Below are 22,378 nucleotides of genomic sequence, written 5' to 3'. Positions count from 1 at the left end.
TGGGTGTGGGCACGCTCCGACCTGGCGTCAGCCACCCGAGAGGGAGGCCGCCCGGACGGCTGCCGCTGCGCGCTTGCGCCGCCCGCGCAGCAGCACGACGATGACCGCGAAGACCTGGAGCCCGGGATCCAGGCCCGGCAGGTCGGCGGTCGCCTCGGAGCGGAGATGTCCGGTGCGGCGGATGGTGCCGGCGGGCTCACCATCGCCGTCGAGCATGGCGTTCTCCCGGTCCGCCGCTGCGGTCCGGGAGAACGGGATGACCCGCCCGGAGCACGTCATGTGCCAGCTTCGGCGTACCCGGCCCGTGGTCGCGACGACCGTCCCGTCTGCGCCGAGCAGTTCGTAGGAACCGTTGAAGCGGTGCGTGCGGACGAGGTAGTCGACCCCGTGCAGGGTGAAGCGCGCACCGACGCGGCCTCTGCGCAGCGCGAACGTCGTCAGCGCCCGGCTGTCCTCGGTGACCTCGTACTCCTGTCCCGACGGATCGCTCCTCTTCGCGTGCAACATGACCTCATCCCACACCAACCCGCCCGCCGGACCCATGCCATCTGTCATGCATGACCGGGCGACCGTCCCCGAGTACGATGGCCGACGCGGGGGCACGCGAACCGGACGAGTTCTCCGTTGGCCAATGGCCGGACTGGAGTTTTGGGAAGGACCCGTCGAGCGGTTACTCCGGCCGGGCCCGGGGCAGCGTGGCCGTCGCCGCGGTCATGGCGTCCCTCGCCCTGATCGCACGGGCCGTAGGCATCGCACACCACACCGGCTCCGGCCCGCTCACCTCGCTCGCGATTGGTCTGCTCGCCTGCTACGGCATCGGCTGTGTCCTGGCGCCGTGGTACGGGCCGACGGCGCTGCGCCGGGGGCGCGTCGCCATCGTGGCCGTGGTGTTCCTGCTCGGGGCGGCACCGGCCGTGTTTCTCGCCTCGCCGTCCTACCTGACCGACCTGACGCCCGCCGCCGAGGGCGGGCCCGCGTTCGAGGGTGCCCGACACGGCGGCCAGCAGCAGCCACGACCGGCTGACGACCTTGTGGCGCCAGACCGGGAGCTGCTGGTTGATGACGCTGACCTCTGACCTCAGCTTTCTCAGGGCATCAGGGATCAGGCAGCCTTGGTCGTAGAGAGGGTCCGCCCAGTTGCCGAGCAAGGCGGTGGAGACCGGCTCTTGCCACCCGCTCCACATCCCCAGCATCTCCGACCTGAAGGAGCGGACCGTGGACCCGTCACCGGCGAGGGCGGCCTCGCGGGCGCTCAGTGCATGGATCACGCCGGGCACCGGGATGTTCAGGGACCGGAAACCTGACTCGATGGTTTGGTTGGCCGGGTGATCGGCCTTGAGTACCGCCATGCCGGTGGTGAGACCACCGGCCAGGATCACCGCCTGACGCACCACACCGAGGCCGGCACCCTCACCATCCACACTCCCTGTGAGTAACGACACAACTCCGCAGGGTACAAGACTTGTGGGCTTTGCCGACCTGAGCCCCGAACGGCTCATGAAAGTCCCTCCCGGAACAGGCCCCGCGCGTACCGCAACAGAACTGGCCCGCTGCGGAAGTGGGACGCCCGTAGATACTCAGCGCGCCCTCACCGTTTCGAAGGCACACATCTCCGATCACGGGGAGGGTTTCCTGCACGGCTGAAGCTGTCCCCGGGGTATGGCCACTGACTGTTAGTGAGGGGACTCGTCTGGCCTGGTGCGGTCGTGGCTGGAGCCGGGTGCTCCGCCCATCATGCCCAGCATGTCCTTGCCGCCGGTGCGTAGGAATCGGGTGATCAGGATGACGGCCAGCACAATGAAGGCGATGTTCAGCCAGGCGGTGTAGTTCCAACTGACTCCGCTGTCGGGAACGTTGGCGTCCGCGCGGTCGGGAACCAGGCCGAGGCCGCCGAAGGCGAACTCGACGGTGTATCCCGCCAGGACCATGGCCGTGTAGAAGGTGCCAAGGATGAAGAGGGCCATGCGGATGCCGTAGTACTTCCGGTAGATGTTCAGGATCGGCAGGATCAGCAGGTCGGCGAAGAGGAATGCCACGACGCCGCCGAAGCTGATGCCGCCCTTCCACAGCACGACCGCGAGGGGCACATTGCCGACCGAGCACACGAACGAGGCGATGGCCACCAGCGGCCCGATCAGCGGCCCCCACAGCTTCGACGCCAGCGGATGGCCGTCGAAGAAGAAGGCGCTCCAGAACGAGTCCGGTACCCAGGCGGCGATCGCGCCCGCGATGAGCAGGCCGATCACGAGGTCCCGCACGATGGCCGCCCACTCCATCACGAAGACGCGGGAGACGGAGGTGAGTCCGGCGCCGGAGAACAGCCTGCGGGCGAAGGAGCCCTCACGTTGGACGGACATGTCCATCGCGGCATGGCCCTCCATGGAGCCGGCCAGCCCGCGTTCGGCCTGCTCGCGGGCTCCGCGCAGCAGTTGGTCGTGCAAGAAGAGACGGAACAACACCACCAGGGCGGTGATCATGATCGCGCCTCCAGTGAACTCGGCAGCGGTGAACTGCCAGCCCATGAGCAGAGCCAGGATGACACCGAGTTCGACCACCAGGTTGGTGGAGGCGATCTCGAAGGACATCGCCGCGGTGAAGTCCGCGCCTTTGCGGAACAGGGAACGCGCCAGGGCAACAGCGGCATAGGAACAAGACGAGGAGGCGATGCCCAGTCCCGTCGCGGTGGCCACGGTGCGCGGATGATCGTCGCCCAGCAGAGAGACCACCGTGGACTTGCGGACCACGGCCTGAACCACGGCGGACAGGGTGAAGCCCAGGATCAGAGCCCAGGCGATCTCCCACGCCATGGATCCGGTGATCGACAAGGCGTGCCAGATTGCATGCATATGTGTGCTCCTGCCCCGGACGGGCCCGGAGCACCGCCCGATCGGTGTTCCCCTCACGGTGCAGTGTCAACGACTCCGCGATACGGGCCGCCACGCCGCCTTGGTCCGGTAATGCCACCTTGGGCGGTCAAGCGGTACGACCCTGCGCGGGTGCCCCGGCTGACGCCGCTGCTTCAGTCCGCTGCCGTCTCGTCCTCGTCCTCGTCTTCGTCCAGCTCCGGCGCGGCCGGGTCGCGCAGTGGGCGCAGGGCACCATGCCGGAACACTGGCGGTGAAGCTGTAGCGACCGAGCAGGCCCAGGTTGCGGTGCTTGAGCGGGGACAGGCGGGCGATGACCTCGTCCCGGATCTCGTGACCCTCGGCGCGGAGCCGTCAGATGAACCGCCAGCTCACCGTGCAGGAGTCCCGCCACGAGCTGGCCCGGGACCGTACCACGGCGAGCACGGCACTATCCGCCAGGCGTACCGCGACGGGTTGGAAGGACCAGCTCAGCGCGCTCGGCCTACGGCGGTAGGTGTCGTCGACCGGACCACCCGCAGCAGGTGCTCGGTCTTCGCGATCCGCCCATACTCGGCGAACGCCGCCCCGAGCAGGGTCGGGCGGCCGTCGCGGCCGAACATGCGCAGCAGGCCGTAGGCGCGGATCTGGTTGGTGACCAGGAAACCGGCGACCTTGAGCATGTCCAGTCAGTGCGTGATCACCCTGTTCAGGTTCACGCGGCTGCGGGCCAGGTTCTCCACCGCGCCGTACGTGCCGGTCTCGACGGCGGGCATGGTGCCTCTCCAGAACCGCTCGTCCTCCAGGTCTCGGAAGCGGGGGCTGAAGTTGTATCCGAGGGTCTTGAACAGGACGAGCACCATGTCGAAGTACGAGGGTCGGGCGCAGGTTGCGCGCCACCACGTCCAGCGAGGCCACCGGCGCCATATTCTCCGCTGCGGCCAGCACCTCCGCCAGCCCGGTCCGCTCACGTGTCACGGCAGCCTCCCTGGCGTCACAGGGGTTCTTCCCCGACGACATCCCCAACATCACTGCATACCCAGTTCCGGTCGTCCTCCCGGCAGCACTCCCATGGGCAGCACCCGACCGGGCGACACGGCCGCGTGGAAAGCGGGTAGGCAACATCACATGGCACACCGGCTGAGCGATGCCGACGGCGTGGAACCATCGAAGTGACCACGAGCCTGCCGCTCCCTCAGGACATAGGGATACTGGCATGGGCATCATCTGTCGTCCCGGCCCGGGACGGATGGAAGCCCCCCGTTGCCGACCAGCCCCACACACCGGGCTGCGCCGTCCTCGGGCTCTCACCCCCCTCGAAGGGGGCCACGCCCGTGACGACCAGCACCATCATCCTCAACGACGCCGCCGCGATCTGCCCGCACGGCGACATCGACCACGACGCCCTGCCCGCCCTCCGCGCGGCCTCCGCCGCCCTGCCGGACTCCGTACGGTCGGCGACCTGGACCCTGGACCAGGTCGCCATCACGGACGTCGCCGCACTCCACCTGCTGCACGAACAACAGGCCAGCACCCGCCAGCACTCCCGGACCCTGTTCGTCCGAGGGCCGCGTCCTCAGCACCACCGGCTCCTCGCCCTGCCGGCCTCGCTCTTCCCGGCCGTGAATCTCGAAGCACTGAGAAATTAGCCTGGGCTGGGCGTCGGTCAGGACTCCGGCCACCACCAGAGGCGAGCACACCGACATCCTGAGGAACTACGTCGTGTCCACCGCAGGTGGTCTGCCAGCCCCGCGCCCGCAGCGCGGACACGGCATCGACGTCGGCCTCGTTCATGTCCCGGCCGCTCACCATCACCACAGCGTATAGCGCCATATCCAGCGTTCTGCTGTGGCGGGTGTTCACGGCTACTCACGGTTGCGCGGCGGGCGTCGCCAACATCCCGATGCTCCGTCGGCGCGCGCCGTACCGGTGTCCTGCTGGCGGCGGCGAATATGCGGCGCATGGCTATAGCCATCCCCGCTTGGGTGGTGAAGCCACCGGTTCGTGCCGGTCTTCGGCCGCCATGACCGGCTGCGGACGGACTGCGCCCACAGCCGCCTTCCACATCAGGTTGGCTTCGGTCACTTCCGCGGCAGCCCCCGGGCGAAGGCCAGAACGGCGGGCCGCCCGGGCAGCCCGCCGTCCGAGGCCAGAGATCGCCGCAGGGTCTTCTCTGTTCGGTTGCGACCGTGCGCGAGAGGCTGCCGGAGGTGGGCTCGGCCTACGCCCTCCCTCTGTACTCGGCGACTACGACCTTGGCTCGGTCGGCTTGCTGGCGCACCGCGCGTACGCGCTCGGCGCGGACGAACCGGAGCAGGTGCGCCCGTCGCACCCGACACGGTGACGGCCGCACTCGTAGCCACCCGGGACATTCTGCTCGCTCGCCGGGCAGTCGGACCCGGTCTCGAAACCGCAACACACGCTCCGTGTCAGCCGGTTCGACACGGCACGAGCAGCTCAGACGCTGGTCGATCGTCGCCGCGTCAATCGTGAGGAAGCCCTCGCGCTCATGCGCGCCAAGACCTTCCATCCGGCCGGACGCGCGGCGACATCACCCGGGACATCTCACGCGCCCCGGCCTTCGCGGCGCGGTCTCCCGCTCCGGCTGGGGTGCGACCGCGGCCCGGCCCGGCACGGCGCCCACGTGCACCGTGCCGGGCCGCGGTCGGTCCTACGCCTTGCCGAAGGCGACCAGTGCGCCCTCCGCGGCCGGAACGAAGAGGCGGGACCCGGACGTGGCGATGCCGGGGACGACGAAGCCGCGCCAGTCCTCCTCGGCCGGGTTCGGCGACATGGGCGGCGGCTCCGGGTAACGCCGGTACGTCCACACCACGGAGCCGGTCCGCTCGTCGAGCACGACGAGGCGTCCGTCGCCGTCCTCCACATACACGTAACCGCCCGCGACCAGCCGCACGGTGGCCGCCCGCACACTGCTGGTGTAGGTCCAGGCCGTTCGGTACGTACTGGTGTCGAGCGCGCGCACCTCGCCGCGGTGGGCGACGTAGACGCGGCCCGGACCGAACACCGGGGTCGCGTCGGCCGGCAGTGTCCGTACGGCCGCGCCTGTCTTCTGGTCGTAGGCGGTGACCGTCTCGTCGTTGTCGCCGGAGCTGCTGCGCATCCAGGCGGCTCCGGCGCCGAGGGCCACCGGGTTGCCGTAGGCGCCCGAACGGTCGGGCACCTGGAAGTGGTGCAGTTGCGCGCCGGCCTTGAGGTCGAGGTGGTTCCAGGCGATGCCGTCGAAGCCGATCCACACGCCGGTGGAGTCGACGACGGTAGGCGCCCAGGAGTACTCGGCGAGCGGTGCCGTCCACACCCTGGCCCCGGTGTCGGCGCGCAGCGCCAGGGCGGTGCCGCGGCCGTCCTGGAGGTAGAGCAGGCCGTCGTACCAGACGGGCGGGTACTGCATGGAGGCCGAGTTCAGCGTCAGGGACCACTCGCGGTGTCCGGTGGCGGGGTCCCAGGCGGCGATCGTGCCACGTGCCGTCTCGGTGTAGAGCAGGCCGCCGCCGTAGGACACCCCGGCCTGCGGTTCGTTCTGTGTGAGGGAGACCGCCGGCCACAGGTCCCTGCCAGTGGCGGCGTCGAGGCCGACGAGCATCATGCGCGGGCCGCCGCTGGTGCCGTCGTCCGCGTTGACGACGGCGTACACGCGGTCGCCGACCGCGACCGGCGCCGACACGACCGTCCCGAAATCCCGTGACCACAGTGTGCGGTAGGGCGGTGCCGCCGTCGCGCCCGCGACGAAGCCGTCCGCGTGGCTGTCGGCGCGGTAGCCGAGCGTGGCGTCGGCCAGCTCCGCCGCGGTGGCGGTCCGGCCCGGCACGACCGTGGCCGCACGGGGCGAGCCCGTGACGGTCAGCAGCATGACGGCGGCAACGCAGACGACGCCGACTCTCGTGCGTATGCGGCGTGTTGTTGCTTTCAAGAGATACCCCCTGTACGGAAGTCACCCGGACGGACGACCACGCGCCCTACTACCCCCACTGGACGTTCACATCCATGGAATGATGGCCAGTTCGGTACTGCGGGTTTGCTGCGCGGCTGGATTGCAGCAGGACACCGACCGTGCAGGGGCGGCCCCCCCCTGGGGCCGCCCCTCGATCGTGCGACAACGCCGCAGGTAGTGACAGCTGCGGAGCAGCCTCCGTGGGTGATCAGAGAGTACCCGCCACACCACGCAATGGGACCTCGAACTGGATGATCTTCCTGGCGTCGGGCATCGCTTCGGCCGAGTCGAGCTCCGCTGGCGCATACGTGACTGCGTACGCGAACTGCGCCCCGGTTACCCGCGAGAACAGCTGACAGCTGGCCGAACAGGCCAGCCATCCCACGCCCAACGGCTTGCAGCACCTCCTCGCCGGATCGAAATGAGAGGCCGGCGACGTCCGCGACGACCTGCAGGAGTACGTCGCCGACAAGCTCGGCGAGACCAGCCGCAATCCAGCGCCAGTACTCCGAACCGCCGGCCGGACCGAGAACTGCCAGACCGGCGTCTTACATCCACAAAGTCCTCCTCGCCCTCGGATGCGCACTCATCTGCTGGCGATGCCTGTAGTCATTCCGATAGGAGTTCTAAAGCGGGACTCTTCGGAGCGGAAACGCGCGTCCGGGAGCCCCGCCGTTTCACCTATCGGGGTGTATCTGCTTACTCGGCCTTCCGACGCCGCTTGTTCTTGCGACGCAACTCGTTCCTCAGGGCGTATGCCTCAAGCACACTCCGGACGTACTCCTCCGCCGTCGCTCCGTGCTGCGGAGGAGCGTTCGTCGTCCATGCATGGAAGAAGGAGTCCATGTGCTCTTGCAGTTGTTGTAGACGGGAGGTCCCGTCAGCGACGACCACGTGGGCGGAGTTCTCGGGCCACGTGATCAGCAGCGGGCGTGCTGATCCGTCGAAGGCGCCCACGATGTCGTCGGCGAAGGCCGGCTCGACGTCGTGTGCGAGGTCTTCCACGGTGGAGTAGACGTACACCCACTGGTCGTCATCCACGATGATCAGCGGACCGCGCGGGGCGTCCGTGCTGCTGACGGAGCGAGGTGCTTCTACCACTTGCCCTGCCAAGGTCGGTGATTGCCGATCCCGCCGGGACCGCGCCGATGGTAACAGCAGACGGCATACCGCGGGGATCACGAAACGTCGCTCCCTACGACATCAAGCCGACAAGGTCAGTAACCACGTCCTGATTGATCCCCGAAGCCGATGTCGGGGAGCCGGCTGATCACGGCGAACAGCCCCCTGGCGTCGGCGGGGCCACGACGGGCAGGCTGTCGTGGGCGAAGCCGACGGCCACAGAAGGTGATGTCCGTGCTGGGCCGTCTTCAGGTCCGGCCGGCGCCCGGCCGCGGCAGGGGCGGGAGCGGCTCGTCGTAGAGCCAGGCGTGCAGGAGCGGTCCGGTGGTGTGGGGGGCGTGGCGGGCGGCGTGAGCGATGAAGGCGCGGGTGTCGGCGCTGCGGCCGCGGTGGGCGTGGTGCCAGGTGCGCAGCAGGGTGAAGAAGCGCTCGTCGCCCATGGTCAGACGCAGGGCGTGCAGGGTGCAGGCGCCGCGGGTGTAGACGCGGTCGTCGAAGATGCGGTCCCGGCCCGGGTCGCCGAGCCGGAGGTTCTGCGGCCGGCTGTGCAGCGCGGCCCACTCGCGCCGGGCGATCGCGTCGGCCGGGTCCTCGCCGATGTGCTCGGACCACAGCCACTCGCAGTAGGTGGCGAAGCCCTCGTTCAGCCAGATGTCGCGCCAGTCGCGCAGGCTCAGGCTGTTGCCGTACCACTGGTGTGCCAGCTCGTGCGCGACGAGTGTCTCCCAGGTGCGTCCGCCGTCGATGTGGTTGCGTCCGAAGACGGGGAGGGTCTGGTTCTCCACGGGTTCGTCGAGGTCGGCGTCCACGACGACGGCGCCGTACGTCTCGAAGGGGTAGGGGCCGAACCAGCCGGTGAACGCCTCGATCATGGCGGGCTGGCGGGCGAGGTCGTGGCGGGCGTGGTGGGAGAGGTGGGCGGGGTAGGCGTCGCGTCCGGTGACGGTCCGGCCGGTCGCGCTGTCGCGGGCCCGCCAGGTGTCGTGGGCGAAGCGGCCGGTGTAGAGGGTGGCGAGGTAGGGAGCCATGGGACCGCTGTGGTGATACGTCCAGCATTCGCCGGCGGCGTCCGCACGGTGTTCGGCGAGCGTGCCGTTGGCGAGCGCGTGGTGGCCCCGGGGCACGGTGATCCGGAAGACGAACTCGGCCTTGTCGTCCGGGCGGTCGTTGCAGGGGAACCAGGTGGGGGCACCGAGCGGCTGGGCGGCCACGAGCGTTCCGCCGTGTGCGTCGCCGGTGCGGTCCCAGCCGATCGCACCGAACGGGCTGCGTACGGGGCCGGGTTGGCCGCCGTAGGCGATGTCCAGGGCGAAGGGGGCTCCTGCGGCGAAGAGGTGCGGGGTGGGCAGGAGCAGCTTGTTCCGCTTCTTCCTGGCGGGGACGCCGATGCCGTCCACGCGGGCGCTGCGCACCGTGAGCCGTGCGAGGTCGAGTTCGACCTCGCGCAGCGGCCGGGCGGCCACGGCCCGGATGAGCGCGCGGCCCTCCAGGAGGCCGGCCGCCGGGTCGTAGGTGAGGCGCAGCTCGTAGGAGGTGGTGTGGTGGCCGTACGATCCGTGGCCGGGGAAGTACCGTTCGGCGACGGGCTGCGAGAGGCGGTCGGCGGCGGTCGCCGCGAGCGGGGCGAGGGCGGCGCCGCGGATCAGGGCACGCCGGGTGCACCGGGTCATGCCGCCTCCTCCTTCGGGAGGACGCCGTCGGCGCGGAGCGGGGTCGCGCCGGCGATGGGGTTGCCGGCCCATCGGGTGCCGCCGGGCACGGTTTCGCCGCGCATCACGAGCGAGGACGCGGCGATGGAGGCCCCGGCGCCGATCGTGGTGCCGGGCAGGGCGATGCTGTGCGGGCCGAGGGACGCTCCGTCGGCCACGCGCACCGTGTCCATCCGCATGATCCGGTCGTGGAAGAGGTGGGTCTGCAGGACACACCCTCGGTTGACGCTGACCCCGTCGCCGAGGCTGATCAGATCGGTCTCGGGCAGCCAGTACGTCTCGCACCACACCCCGCGTCCCACGCGGGCGCCCAGGCTGCGCAGCCACCAGTTGAGCGCGGGGGTGCCGAGGTGGGCTCCGGCTCCCCACGGCACGGCCAGCACCTCCACGAAGGTGTCGAAGAGCTCGTTGCGCCACACGAACGACGACCACAGGGGGCGTTCACCGGGCCGGAACCGGCCCACGAGCAGCCACTTGGCGAGGGTGGTCAGCAGACAGGCCGCCAGGCCGGCGGCCAGCAGGAGCGGAGCTCCGGCGAGCACCGCCAACGGCAGTCCGCCCGCGACCAGTGCGTCCTGCTCACCCAGCAGCACGCACTCGGCGAGCAGCGTGCCGAGGACGACCGGCAGCAGGCGGCAGGTCTCCACGGCCGCGCGGGCGGCCACCAGCCGCCGGGGCGGGGCGAACGTCCGTGCCGGATCGGAGTGTTCGGCGGCCCGGGGCAGTGGCATCGCCGGGCGGCCGATCCACGACGTGCCCGCCCGGCCGTGGGCCGGTGCGTCGGACAGTACGCCGATCAGCGCGCGGTCGGGGACCTCGCGGCCGGCCCCGACGATGCCGGAGTTGCCGACGAACGCGCGCGTCCCGATGCGCACAGGTCCCAACCGCATCCAGCCGCCGTGCAGTTCGTACGGTGCGACGAGCGTGTCGTCGGCGAGGAACGCGCCGTCCCGCACGTCCAGCAGGGACGGCAGGGGCAGCACGGTCGAGATCTCGGTACCGCGTCCGACGCGCGCGCCGAGCAGGCGCAGCCAGTGCGGTGTGGCGAGGCTCGCGTAGAGGGGGAACAGACGGGCCCGGGCACCGTCCAGGAGCCGGGTGACCAGCCAGGCCCGCCAGGCCACGGCCCCGTCCGCCCGGTGCAGGCCGGGGGTGATGGCGCGGCTCAGCAGGCGCACGGTCAGGGCCGTGATCAGCATGCCGCACACCGTGGTGGTGACCGCGAAGAGCGGTGCGGCGACGAGCAGGCGCGGCGCAGCCTCGGACAGGACCGGTGTGTGACGTACCAGGAGGTAGGCCGCGAACAGGGCGGGCGCGGAGGCCGCCAGCGTCAGCAGGGGCCATCCGGCGAGGGTCAGCGCGTAGGCGAGGTGGCGGCGCCCGCGCCGCCCCTGAGGCGGCGCGGGCCATCCGGTGCCCGCCCCACGCTCGGCCGCCTCGGCGGGCCGGGCGGGGGAACCGGTCCACACCTGTCCGTCGGGGACATGTGTGTTCAGGCAGCTTCCGGCTGTGAGTTCGGCGCCGTCGCCGACCGCGGCGCCGGGCAGCAGCATGCTGCGGTGTCCCACCCGTGCGCCGGCGCCGACGCTGACGCGTCCGACGTGCAGGGTGTCACCGTCGAGCCACCAGCCCGAGAGGTCGGTCTCCGGCTCGACGCTGCATCCGTCACCCAGGTCGGCCAGGCCGGTCACGGGCGGCATGGCGTGCAGCCGGACGTCCCGGCCCGTCGTGCAGCCCAGGACCCGTGCGTACCGGGCGGCCCAGGGGGTGCCGAGCAGAGACGGCACACCGAAGACGGCCACGGCCCGCTCGGCGCTCCACAGCCGCAGATGGACGGTTCCGCCGCGCGGGTGGGCGCCGATGGTGACCGAGCGGGTCAGCGTGCGGGCGAGGGCCGCTCCGATCAGGCAGCGCGCCGGTGCGCTGAACAGCACCAGCCAGCCGAGGAGGACCAGCCACCACGACGTGTGCGGTGTCCACTCGTGCGGGGCGAACCAGCCGAGGACGTCGTCGGCCGCAGCCAGTCCGACCAGCACGCGTAGTCCGGCGACACCGTAGGCGGCCGTCTGGACGCAGAACTGGATCACCGAGGTACGCCGCGGGACCGGGCGGGCGGGCCGTACGGCGGCCGTGGTGGTGGCCAGGGAGTCGAGGTGGTCGGCCAGGTGCCGGAGCACGGGGTGCCGGTAGACGTCGGCGACGGAGAGGCCCGGGTGCCGCTCCCTGAGCATCGATGTCATCCGGGCCGCCGTGAGGCTGGCCCCGCCCAGGGCCGTGAAGTCGCTGTCCGGGCCGGGCCGCCGGCCGAGCAGTTGCTCCCAGAGGTCGGCCAGCCGTGCGGACGTCCCGCGCAGATCGTGCTCCGGGCCGCCGGTCCCGCACTCGTCCCCGTCGAGGGGCACGGGCCAGGGCAGGGCCGAGCGGTCGATCTTCCCGGAGGGACGGACGGGCAGGTCGGCCACCTCTGCCAGCACCGGTACGAGCGCTGCGGGCAGCCGCTCCGCCAGCAGTGCCCTGGCCCCGGCCGCGTCGAAGACCGGCCCTCCCCCGGTGGGCGGTGCGGGGACGACGTAGCCGACGAGCAGGTCCGTACCGCCCGCGGTCGTCCTGACGGCCGCTGCCGCCGCCCCTACCGCGGGCAGGGCGAGCAGGGCCGCGTCGATCTCCCCCAGTTCGACCCGGCGTCCGCCGAGTTTGACCTGGTCGTCGGCGCGTCCGACGAACACCAGACCTTCGGGGTCGGCACGCACGAGGTCGCCCGAGTGGTAGGCACGCGGTGCGCCCAGGGCGGGACAGGGCCGGAACCGTTCGGCGTCCTTGACCGGGTCGAGGTAGCGCCCTGTGCCCGCGCCCGCGATGACGAGTTCGCCCTCCTGCCCGTACGCGACCGGTTCGCCGGCCGCGTCGACGACGGCCAGCCGCCAGCCCCGCAGTGGCAGTCCGATCCGTACGGTGCGGCGTGGGGCGAGGAGTGCGGCGCAGGTGACGACGGTGGTCTCGGTGGGGCCGTACGTGTTCCACATCTCCCGGTCCGGCGCGGCGAACCGGTCGACGAGGCCGGGCGGGCACGCCTCACCGCCCAGGATCAGCAACCGGACACGCCGCAGCGCCTGTTCGGGCCACATGGCCAGCAGCGTCGGCACGGTGGAAACGGCGGTGATGCCCCGTGCGTCGAGCCAGGGGCCCAACTCGTGGCCCGCGCGCACCAGGGCGCGTTCGGCGGGTACGAGGCAGGCGCCGGAGCGCCAGGCCAGCCACATCTCCTCGCAGGAGGCGTCGAAGGCGACCGACAGCCCCGCCAGGACGCGGTCGCCCGGCCCCAGCGGACGTTCCCGGAGGAACAGGTCCGCCTCGGCGTCGACGAAGGCGGCGGCGGACCGGTGGGTGACGGCGACCCCTTTGGGCGCGCCGGTCGAGCCGGAGGTGAAGATGATCCACGCGTCGTCCTCAAGCGCGGGCGCGCGCAGCTCGCCCGCCGCCGCGCCGGTGGGCGACGGCAGGCCGGCCGGCTGCGGGCCGGCGGCCAGGACGGCGCACACCCCCGCCTCGCGGAAGACGGTGGCGGCCCGCTCGTCGGGATCGTCGGCGTCGACCGGTACATAGGCCGCGCCGCAGCTCAGCACCGCCAGGATTGACAGGTACAGCTCCGCCGTGCCCGACGGCAGCCGGACGCCCACTCTGTCGCCGGGTCCGATGCCCCGGCGGGCCAGGCGCCGGGCGCGGTCGCGGACCTCGGCGCACAGGTCGCCGTAGGAGAGTGTTTCGCCGCCGGTGTCCAGGGCGGGCGCCTGCGGATGGGCGCGGGCGGTGGTGTGCAGGACGTCGATCAGCGTGCGGGGGGACGGCGCGTCCGCGGTGCGGAAGAGAGCCCGGTCACCGGACGACATGTGCGGTCGGCCGAGCGGCTCGAATGCAGGCGAAGACAATGTGGTGCCTCTGTCCGTGGTGCCGGGTGGGCGTAATGCCCTTGTCAGCCCTTCAGATGCCGCGAGACACCAGGTGGTGCACCAATGAACGGCAAGTCATTCCGCACCGGCCCATGGGAAGGAATTGAGGAACCGTAGATGATTCGTTCTTCCGTGTTCGACTGCACGGAAATCACGAAGAGGGGTTTCGGTGACCCGGAAAGAAAGCGGCGAGAAAAAGGGGCGGAAACAGTTCTGTTCAGGTAAGGAATACCGTTGCGGTGCGGTCCCGGCACCGCACTCCGTGCACGCGTCATGAGGCGCGGTCGCCGTTCCAGGCATGGCCCGCAGTCCGCGCAGATGCCACGCGAGGCCGTGCGCCTGGCATCTCTCCACGCCGCCCTCACGGGTGTACGCGGGCCCGCAGCCGTACCCGGGGAATGCGCGCGACGGATCCAGACCCCGGTCAGCCACAGGCCGGTGCCGTCCGCAGCGGCACGTCGGCTGAACAGGAGGTTTCCGGTGGCCCGGCCGGTCGGCGTGGTGTTCATCCCCCGGGGCCGGTGCCGATGGGCTGGGCGACATGGACCGGTATGCCGCGGGCGGTGGGAGCCCGTCCCTGCCTCCCGCTCCGGGCAGGGGGTCGGCAGCCGACACGCAGCCGTCCCTACCCTCCGAACAGGGCCCTCGCTTCACGGGGGCTCCGTCGGCAGCAGGACGACCAGCCGGGCGCCGGGCCCGTTGTCCTCGACGCGGGTGCTGCCGTGGTGGGCCGTGACGGCGTCACGGACGATGGCGAGGCCGAGGCCGCTGCCGCCGGTGTCCCGGGCGCGGGCGTCGTCGAGGCGGGTGAAGCGTCCGAAGACACGTTCCCGGTCGGCTTCGGGGATGCCGGGGCCGTCGTCGGCGACGATCAGCCGCGCGGTTCCGTCGTCCGTGCGCAGGCTGACGTCGACACGTGTGGCGGCGTGCCGCAGCGCGTTGTCCAGCAGGTTGCGTACGACACGGGAGAGGGCGTCCGCGTCGCCCGTCACCCGTGCCGCGCCGACGGCGTGCTGGTCGACCAGGAGCCGGGTGCGCCGACGGGCGTCGCGCACCTCGGTGAAGACGATCTCGTCGAGATCGACGGGCCGGGCCCGCAGCCGGGGGCGGGCGTCCAGTTGCGCGAGCCCGAGCAGGTCGTCCACGAGCCGGCTGAGCCGTTCGGTCTCGTGCAGCAGGCCGCGCGCGAGGTTCTGCGCGTCGGTCGAGCCGGGATGGCGGGCGGCGATCTCCAGGCGGGTGCGCAGAGTGGTGAGGGGGCTGCGCAGTTCATGGGCCGCGTCCGCGACGAACCGGCGCTGGCGCCGGGTCGCGGCGTCGAGGCGGGCGAGCAGGTCGTTGAAGGTCGCCGCGAGCCGGCCGAGCGCGTCACCTGCGGACGGTACGTCGACGCGGCGGCTCAGGTCGGAGGCGCTGATCTCGGCGGTCTGGGCGCGCATGGCGTCCACCGGCCGCAGCGCGCGCCCGGTGAGCAGCCACACCACACCGGTGAGCAGCGCGACGACCGCGGGCACACCGGTGGCCAGGCCTGCGGCGAGCTGGCCGAGACTGTGGTCCACGCCCTCGGTGGGCACGGCCACGTACACGGTGAGGGGGGTGTGCCGCGTGCCCGCGGGGACGCCGACGGCGCGCCAGGCGCCGCCCTCGCCCACGGGGATGTCGTGGACGGTGTAGGCGTGTGGGGTGCCGGACCGGCTCGCGGGGAAGGTGAACGCCCGTGGCCGCCCCCGCAGGTTGGGCGAGCTGGAGCGTACGGCCCCGTTGCCGTCGACGACCTGGACGGCGACCTCCCCGTGGTCGGTCACCGGCAACTCTGCGGTGATGCGGTCGCCGGCCTGGTCGGAGGCCACCAATTGCGCGCGTTCGAGGGCGGTCTGGTCGAGACCGCCGATCAGGCTGGCGTGGAGCCAGGCGACGAGCAGCACGGCGGCCGAGGCCAGTCCGGCGGCGATGCCCACGGCCGCGGCGGCGGTCAGGCGCAGCCGCAGCGAACGGCGGGCCCACCAGGACCGGACGCCGGGGGCCACCTCTCACCTCGCGCCGCCGCGCAGCCGGTAGCCGGCGCCGCGGACGGTCTCGATGGTCCGGCGGTCGAACGGAACGTCGATCTTGCGCCGGAGGTAGCCGACATACACCTCCACGATGTTGGTGTCGCCGTCGAAGTGCTCCTCCCACACGTGGGAGAGGATGTCCGTCTTGCTGATGACCTCGTCCTTGTGTCTGACGAGATATTCCAGGAGCGTGAACTCCCGTGCCGTCAGGTCGATGTCCCGGTGACCGCGACGGCAGCGGCGGCGGGCGGGATCGAGGGCGAGGTCGTCGACGGTGAGCACGGCGGGCCGGGCCGGCGCTCCTCGGCGCAGCAGGGCTCTGAGGTGGGCGACGAGCACCACGTAGGAGAACGGCTTGCTGAGGTAGTCGTCGGCGCCGAGGTCGAGGGCGTCCGCCTCATCGTATTCCCCGTCCTTCGCGGTGAGCACCAGCACCGGAGTCCATATCCTGGCCGACCGCAGGCGCTTCAGCACGTCGTATCCCGACAGCGAGGGCAGCATGATGTCCAGGACGATGACGTCGTACCGTTCGTACTGTGCCCGCCACAGACCGTTGATCCCGTCGTACGCGACGTCCGCTACGAAGCCCTCCGCGGCGAGCCCTTCGGCGATGGCCCCGGCGAGCGCGCGCTCGTCCTCGATGATCAGCATCCGCATGGCGGCCTCTCCGCTCCACGATAACGCCGGACCGCGGCGGTTGTTTCCTGAGAGGACACTGAGGAACGGGTGCGCTCTCAGCCTCTTCTCAGCGCCCCGGCCGGAGGATGGGAATGTCAGGAAGGACCGGGCCGTGAGAACGGAAAGGCGAGGTCGAGATCATGACGGAGACGACACGGGACCTGGCGGACCGCGAGGGCCCCGACCGAAGCCCCGGCACAAGCGGGCCGCCACGGGAGCGCGTGCGGCGCGCGGCGGCGGCGGCGGCGGCGGGTGAGCGTGGCGCGCCCGGCCGTGCGGCGGGCATTCGGCGCACCGTGGAACGCCGGGAGCCGGACCCCGACGAGCGGGAGTGCCGGGTACGCGCCGCCCGCGTCGCCGAGCGGCCGTTCGGCTGACGGGGGCGGCTGACGGGAGCCGCTGGACATGTGCGCCGGTCCGCGCCCTCGTGGCGCGGGCCGGTCCTTGTGTGTGCGGGTCACTCGCGCAGCGCCGAGTCCACCAGGTCGACGGCCAGGTCCCGGGTGTGCTGGACCGGCAGATCGTGGTCGAGATACCAGTCGTCCGTGGCCTCCGGGTGGGGGCCGGTGACCGCCACGCGGCCCGCTCCGAACCTGGTCACGAGGGCGGCCGGGGCGCCGTTGTCGTAGGCGGCGAGGACGGTGGCGCCGGCGTGCTCGTCGAGGGCGAACAGGGGGCCGTCCTGGAAGTAGAGGGTGCGGGGACGGCCCCGCCAGGTCACCCTGACCAGGGCGTCCCTGTCGTGGCGGACGGTCGCGCCCGGTGAGGAGATGTACCGGTCGGTGTCCCCGGGCAGCAGGCCGAAGCCCGGTGTGGCCCCTGCGAGGTAGCCGCCGAGGCAGAACCCCAGGTAGCGGCCGCCGCCCCGGACGAAGGCGCGCAGGTCGCGGCGGTGCCGGCGCAGTCTCCGGTAGGCGGACGCGAGTTCACCGCCGCCGGGCTGGGCGTACAGCAAGGCCTGCGACAGGGACTCCGCCGAGAGCGGGAGCGTCTCGTCGGGACCGGTGAACCGGACGTCCAGGTCCCACGGTCCGGCGTCGAGCATCTCGGCCACCGTCTCGGAGCATCCGGGCAGCAGCGCGGCCGGGCCGCGGTAGACGAGGGCAAGGCGACGGTCGGGGGAAGCGGTGCGGGAGGCGGTACCGAGGCGGTGTGTCGTGGTGGGATCGGCCTCGTCGGCGCGCATCGGCTCCGGGGCGCGCCTGCCGTTCGGCGGGCGGTGGGCCCGGATTCCACGCGTCGTCATCCGCGTCCTCCGTGACCTCCGCCGCGTGTGTCCGCGGCTTCCTCCGCGCCCGCTTCCGCGGGAAGCCCGCGCCAGGACGTTCCCGGTGCGAGCCGCTCGCCCTTCATCACCAGCGAGAGTGCGCCGAGCCGGGCGTCGGCGCCCACGACCGTGTCGTAGAGCACGATCGTGCGGGTGCCGACACTCGCGCCGGGGCCGACGCACACCGTGGACATCTTCATCACCCGGTCTTCGAACAGATGTGTCTGGAGGGAGACGTTCATGCCGACGGCGGCGTCGTCCCCCACCTCGACCAGGTCGAACTCGGTCAGGAAGGTGGTGCCGATCCAGGTGCGCCGGCCGATGCGGGCGCCGAGTGCGCGCAGCACCGGCGGCAGGAACGGCGTCCCCACCAGGGTTCCGACGCCCGCCGGGACCGCCGCCGCTTCGAACAGGCCGGTGACGAACTCCGTACGCCGCACGAACAGGCTCCACAGGGGCTCCACTCGCGGCCGGTACCGGCCGGCGACGACCCACTTGGCCAGGACGCAGAACCCCAGGACGGCCAGCGCCGAGCCCGCGGCGAGCAGCGGGGAGACGAGCAGCGGCACCGCGAGCCCGGTGCCGCGGGCCGTCCAGGTCAGGCCGAGCAGGTACAGGAAGGCACTGGTGGCGAGTACCGAGGCGGGCACGGTGGCCCGGAAGAACTCGATCACCAGACGGACGAGCGCGGCCTTGCGGGTGGGCCGGAACGTCAGCTTCTCGGGATACGTCCCGCTGTCCTGGCGTACCGGCAGCCGCAGCGCGGGCGAGCCGAGCCAGGTGCTGTCCGCCGGGACCCGCTCGTCGGCCGGCACCGTGCCGACGCCGACGAGGCTGCCCGGACCGAGCCGGGTTCCGGCGGGCACGAGGGCCGCGTTGCCCACGAACGCGCGCCCGCCGACCTCGGTGGGGGCGAACGGCACACGGTCGGCGGCGAAGGTGGCGACGCCGATGCCGGCCATGTCGGCGACGAAGGCGCCGTCGCCGAGGGTGAGCAGGTCCGGATCGATGTGTGACGCCGTGGAGACCTCGGCGCCACGGCCGGCCCGGGCACCGAGCAGCCGCAGCCACGGCACCGTGTAGAGCGTGGCGTACAGCGAGTTGGTGAGGAGCAGGCTGTGTTCGAGCAATTTGTCCGCGATCCACTTGCGCACGCCGAGCGCCGACCGCACCGGGTGGATGCCCGGCGGTGTCCTCGGCAGGATCAGCCGCTTGCCGAGGGCGACGACCAGGCAGGTCGTGATGACGAAGAGCGGACCGGACACCGCGGTGGCCACCAGTGCCCCGGCGGTGCCCGCGCGCAGCCAGGCCCACCAGAACAGCGTGACGCCCGGCAGAGCGGCGGCGACCACGACGGCCTCCAGCAGGGCCAGTCCGAGCAGGGCGGCGGCCACGTGCCCGAGCCGCCAGCGGTCCGGTTCACGGGTGTCAGCACCAGGCGCGGTGTGCGTGCCGTCCGTGCCGAAGCGGGTGCGCAGCATCGTCTCGACGGGCGGCGAGAGCGCCGTGACGGGGCGGGCGGGTGATCCGGCGCGGCGCGCGCCGGCGGGGAGCGGGTCGTGCGGGCCCGTCACGGACTGCTCGCCGAGCGCGGCCCCGGGACCGAGGCGGGCTCCGGGTTCGAGGACGGCGTTGGCACCGACGTACGCGCCCGCGCCGACGGTGATCGGGGCCACGGTGACGCGGCCGTCGGCGACCTGCCACGGCCGCAGCGTCGCGCCGTAGCCGATCGCGGCGTCGTGCTCGACGCGCAGCAGTGCGGGCAGGCCGACGAGGCTGGTGGCGATGGTGGTGCGGGGACCGATACGTGCGCCGAGGAGCCTCAGGTAGGGGCCCATCAACGCGGATCCGCTGAGCACCCGCAGCGGGCTGATCCCGAGGACCAGCACGTCCAGCGCCCACAGCCGCAGGCAGGTGGCCCCCCACAGCGGGTAGCGGCCTGGACGGATGCCCGCCGCCAGCGGCCGGGCGAGGACGACCGGGAGGAGCCAGCGTACGGCCAGGTAGCCGGCCAGTACGGCGATCGTCGGCGCGACGGCTCCCGCGGCCGAGGTCTGCCCGTGACGCAGGGCGTAGGAGAGCGCCACCGGCCCGGTGAGCAGGAGCAGCAGCCCGTAGAAGGCCACGGCCTGGACCAGTCCGGCGCGCGCGATCCTGGCACCGCTGTGCCGCAGGGGTGCGGAACGCGGCGCCGCGGGCCGACGGCCGCCGTCCGTGGCGGCGCGGGTGCGCAGACGTGCGGCGAGGGCGCGCACGGTGGGGTTCTCGTAGAGGTCGCGGAGGGTGGGACCGGCTGTGCCGTCGCGGCCGCCGCCGGCGTCGGGGTGGTCGCGCAGGAGCGAGACGGCGCGCGCCGCGAGCAGGGAATGACCGCCGAGTCCGGTGAAGAAGTCCGCGTCGGCGGAGAGTTGGTCAGCAGCGATGCCGAGCACCCGCGCCCAGGCGTCGCGCACCCGCCGTTCCGTCTCGTCCCTGGCCGGTACCACACGGCCCGTGCGGGCGGCGAACCGGCGGCCGGTCGGCGCGGGCAGCCGCGCGCGGTCGGTCTTGCCGCTCGGCATGACCGGCAGGCGGTCGAGGAAGTCCAGTGTCACGGGCACCATGTAGGCGGGTAGCGAGCGACGCAGTCGCTCGTGCAGCCGGGCGGTGAGGGTGTCGTCGTCCTCGGAGTGGTTCGCGGCTGTGCCGTCGGCACCCGGTGCGGGCGGGGTGCCCGAGGTCGGCCGCGATGCGCCGGGACCGTCATCGGCACGCACCACGTACGCGGCGAGGAAGCGGTCGCGGTCATCGCCCCCGTCCTCGTCATCGCCCGCTTGCCGATCGTCGGGCGGGGTGGTGAGGGCGGTGGCGGCCTGGGCCACGGCGGGGTCCTCCAGCAGTAGGTTGTCGATCTCGTCCAGGGACACCCGGTAACCTCGTATCTTCACTTCCGCGTCCGCCCGGCCGAGGTATTCGATCTCGCCCTCGCCGGTGGCCCTGCCGAGGTCTCCGGTCCGGTAGAGCCGGCCGCCGTGAGCCGCGGGGGAATGCTCGATGAAGCGGTCTGCGGTGAGATCGGGGCGGCCCACGTAGCCGCGGGCCAGACCGGGACCGCCGAGGCAGATCTCGCCGACCGCGCCATGCGGCACTCGGCGCCCCCGCTCGTCGAGGAGGACGGCGCGGTACGTCGGCAGGGGCCGGCCGATGGTCACCGGCCGGCCCGGGAGCAGTTCCTGCCAGGTCGCCGTGACGGTGGCCTCGGTCGGCCCGTAGGTGTTGAGGACACGCCGACCGGGGCGGCTCCAGCGCCGGACGAGTGAGGCGGGGCAGGCTTCGCCGCCCACGACGAGGGTACGAACCCGCGGCAGGTCACGCGGGATGGTCTCCAGCAGCGTCGGCACGCAGTACAGGACGGTCACCTCGCGCTCCTCCAGGAAGTCGGCGAGTTCGGCGCCGAGGTGGCCCGCTCCCGTCGGCCCGGCGACGAGCGCGGCGCCTGCCGTCCAGGTGGGCCAGATCTCCTCCAGGCAGAAGTCGAAGGAAAGGGTCATGCCCTGGTACACACGGTCCTGGGGCCGGACGCCGTAGACGGGTGCGACGACGCGCAGGAAGTTGCAGATGCTCGACCGGGCGATCTCCACGCCCTTGGGCCTCCCGCTCGATCCCGAGGTGTACATGATGTAGGCGAGGGGGTCGCCCGTACCGCTCGGGTCCTCGTCCGCCGTCCGGCGGACGGCCGGCAGCGTGGCGAGTTCCGCGGCGCAGGTGTCGGTGCGGACGACCCGGCACGCCCCACCTTCCGCTCCGCGGGCTGTGCGGGCCGCGAGGGCGGACGTGGTCAGCAGTACGGCGGCGTCCACGTCGTTCAGGATGAAGGAGACCCGGTCGGGCGGCGCCGCCGGGTCGATCGGCACGAACGCCGCGCCCGTCTTGCACACACCCAGCAGCCACACGTACAGGTCCACGGAGCGGGGCAGCAGGATGGCGGCGCGGCTTCCCGGACCGATCCCGGCGGTGCGCAGGTAGTGAGCCGCCCGGTCGGCTCGGGCGTCGAGGTCGGCATAGGACAGCCGCCGCGTCCCGCATACGAGGGCGAGGGCCGCCGGGGTGCGGTCGCGTGCGGCCTCGAAGAAGCGGTTCAGTCCGCCGGTGATGCCTCCGGGGCTCGCGATGTCCGGGACGCCGGGGCCGGGGGCCGGAACGACGGGCGTGGTGGTGGTACGGGGAGCCATGGGCTTCCTTTCCCTCTGTTCGGGACGTACTGCTCGGCCGCCCCTGGGCGGGCTTCCTGCGACTCCTCCAGCGTGGGCGGAGCTTGCTGAGAAGACGCTGAGAAGCGGGTGCGCCTGTGCGGAAGCGGGGCAGGGCGCGGGCGAGTGCGGGTGGCCGGCCGTCCGCGCCGGACCCTCCATAGCCGGCACCGGCGCACCCGGGTGCGCACCACGACCGGTCCGGCGACGGGCCGTCCCCGCAGCGCCCCTGATGATCTTCAGGCCGATACCGGCGGTGGAATCCGGCCACACAGGTGTGACGAGGCCTTGCGGAGGCGGGCAGCGAACAAAGCGGTCGGAGGTGGTGGTGGACGATCACCGTGTCATCGGTCGCGGTGTCCCGGGAAGACGCCTTCGTACCCGTTGACTGAGGGGGCGGCTGGTCAACGTACTGGCGACCGGCGGCCCCTTGTGCGCCGCACGCCGCCGCCCTTGCAGGCTCTGCGGCCGGATGCCGTGGCGGGCGGGTCTCGTAGCGCTGGGGGTGCTCGGGGCCTGACGGTGGAGGGTCCCTGATGCCTCGAACGATGCGGTACGGAGCGATCAGCCGCTCAACCCTGCT

General features: G+C 72.2%; 13 protein-coding genes and 3 pseudogenes. 4 read left to right on the top strand and 12 right to left on the bottom strand.

Annotated features, from left to right (window positions below; translation table 11 throughout):
• Window positions 1-27: 27 nt before the first annotated feature.
• Window positions 28-507 carry a hypothetical protein gene (locus tag R4Z62_RS32725; RefSeq protein ID WP_491521700.1) on the bottom strand — a complete coding sequence of 160 codons (480 nt, stop codon included), beginning with the start codon at window positions 505-507 and terminating at the stop codon, window positions 28-30.
• 77 nt (window positions 508-584) lie between these two features.
• On the opposite strand from R4Z62_RS32725, the gene R4Z62_RS32720 reads away from it, so the two are divergent.
• Entirely contained in the window at window positions 585-1,076 is a 492-nt protein-coding gene (locus tag R4Z62_RS32720) for a hypothetical protein (RefSeq protein ID WP_491521699.1), read from the top strand.
• Between the two features lie 597 nt (window positions 1,077-1,673).
• Here the strand turns inward: R4Z62_RS32720 and R4Z62_RS32715 are convergent.
• Both R4Z62_RS32715 and R4Z62_RS32710 read right to left on the bottom strand, forming a co-directional pair.
• A complete protein-coding gene (locus tag R4Z62_RS32715; protein WP_491521698.1) occupies window positions 1,674-2,846 on the bottom strand; it encodes a permease in 1,173 nt (390 codons plus the stop codon).
• A gap of 173 nt (window positions 2,847-3,019) precedes the next feature.
• Window positions 3,020-3,218, bottom strand: a pseudogene (locus R4Z62_RS32710) (hypothetical protein); the annotation flags it as partial.
• On the opposite strand from R4Z62_RS32710, the pseudogene R4Z62_RS32705 reads away from it, so the two are divergent.
• Window positions 3,217-3,351, top strand: a pseudogene (locus tag R4Z62_RS32705) (Tn3 family transposase); the annotation flags it as partial. The pseudogenes R4Z62_RS32710 and R4Z62_RS32705 overlap by 2 nt on opposite strands.
• Here R4Z62_RS32705 and R4Z62_RS32700 read toward each other — a convergent pair.
• A pseudogene (locus R4Z62_RS32700) lies at window positions 3,347-3,718 on the bottom strand (Tn3 family transposase); the annotation flags it as partial. The pseudogenes R4Z62_RS32705 and R4Z62_RS32700 overlap by 5 nt on opposite strands.
• Window positions 3,719-4,177: 459 nt before the next feature.
• On the opposite strand from R4Z62_RS32700, the gene R4Z62_RS32695 reads away from it, so the two are divergent.
• Window positions 4,178-4,492 (top strand): STAS domain-containing protein, encoded by a 315-nt coding sequence (locus R4Z62_RS32695; RefSeq protein WP_491521697.1) that lies wholly within the window; start codon window positions 4,178-4,180, stop codon window positions 4,490-4,492.
• Window positions 4,493-5,514: 1,022 nt separating this feature from the next.
• Here R4Z62_RS32695 and R4Z62_RS32690 read toward each other — a convergent pair.
• The 6 genes from R4Z62_RS32690 to R4Z62_RS32665 form a co-directional block, all read right to left on the bottom strand.
• Window positions 5,515-6,711 (bottom strand): outer membrane protein assembly factor BamB family protein, encoded by a 1,197-nt coding sequence (locus R4Z62_RS32690; RefSeq protein ID WP_382848670.1) that lies wholly within the window; start codon window positions 6,709-6,711, stop codon window positions 5,515-5,517.
• Window positions 6,712-7,491: 780 nt separating this feature from the next.
• Window positions 7,492-7,833, bottom strand: a complete 342-nt coding sequence (locus R4Z62_RS32685) for a hypothetical protein (protein WP_382848672.1) — start codon at window positions 7,831-7,833, stop codon at window positions 7,492-7,494.
• Window positions 7,834-8,162: 329 nt separating this feature from the next.
• A complete protein-coding gene (locus tag R4Z62_RS32680; protein WP_491521696.1) occupies window positions 8,163-9,584 on the bottom strand; it encodes a M1 family metallopeptidase in 1,422 nt (473 codons plus the stop codon).
• Complete coding sequence (locus R4Z62_RS32675) at window positions 9,581-13,510, bottom strand: Pls/PosA family non-ribosomal peptide synthetase (protein ID WP_491521695.1); 3,930 nt, start codon at window positions 13,508-13,510, stop codon at window positions 9,581-9,583. The genes R4Z62_RS32680 and R4Z62_RS32675 overlap by 4 nt, the downstream gene beginning before the upstream one ends.
• 710 nt (window positions 13,511-14,220) lie before the next feature.
• Window positions 14,221-15,597 carry a sensor histidine kinase gene (locus R4Z62_RS32670; RefSeq protein WP_491521694.1) on the bottom strand — a complete coding sequence of 459 codons (1,377 nt, stop codon included), beginning with the start codon at window positions 15,595-15,597 and terminating at the stop codon, window positions 14,221-14,223.
• Window positions 15,598-15,600: 3 nt separating this feature from the next.
• Window positions 15,601-16,278 carry a response regulator transcription factor gene (locus tag R4Z62_RS32665; RefSeq protein WP_064536983.1) on the bottom strand — a complete coding sequence of 226 codons (678 nt, stop codon included), beginning with the start codon at window positions 16,276-16,278 and terminating at the stop codon, window positions 15,601-15,603.
• Window positions 16,279-16,439: 161 nt separating this feature from the next.
• Between R4Z62_RS32665 and R4Z62_RS32660 the strand changes: the two genes are divergently transcribed.
• Entirely contained in the window at window positions 16,440-16,676 is a 237-nt protein-coding gene (locus R4Z62_RS32660) for a hypothetical protein (RefSeq protein ID WP_491521693.1), read from the top strand.
• Between the two features lie 80 nt (window positions 16,677-16,756).
• Here the strand turns inward: R4Z62_RS32660 and R4Z62_RS32655 are convergent, their stop codons facing one another.
• Window positions 16,757-17,545 carry a BPL-N domain-containing protein gene (locus tag R4Z62_RS32655; protein WP_491521692.1) on the bottom strand — a complete coding sequence of 263 codons (789 nt, stop codon included), beginning with the start codon at window positions 17,543-17,545 and terminating at the stop codon, window positions 16,757-16,759.
• The gene (locus R4Z62_RS32650) at window positions 17,542-21,777 is read right to left on the bottom strand and encodes a Pls/PosA family non-ribosomal peptide synthetase (protein ID WP_491521691.1); all 4,236 of its coding nucleotides are present in this window, start codon (window positions 21,775-21,777) and stop codon (window positions 17,542-17,544) included. The genes R4Z62_RS32655 and R4Z62_RS32650 overlap by 4 nt, the downstream gene beginning before the upstream one ends.
• Window positions 21,778-22,378 lie beyond the last annotated feature (601 nt).

Source organism: Streptomyces sp. PL-25, assembly GCF_058344915.1.
This window is presented reverse-complemented; position numbering and strand designations above follow the sequence as displayed.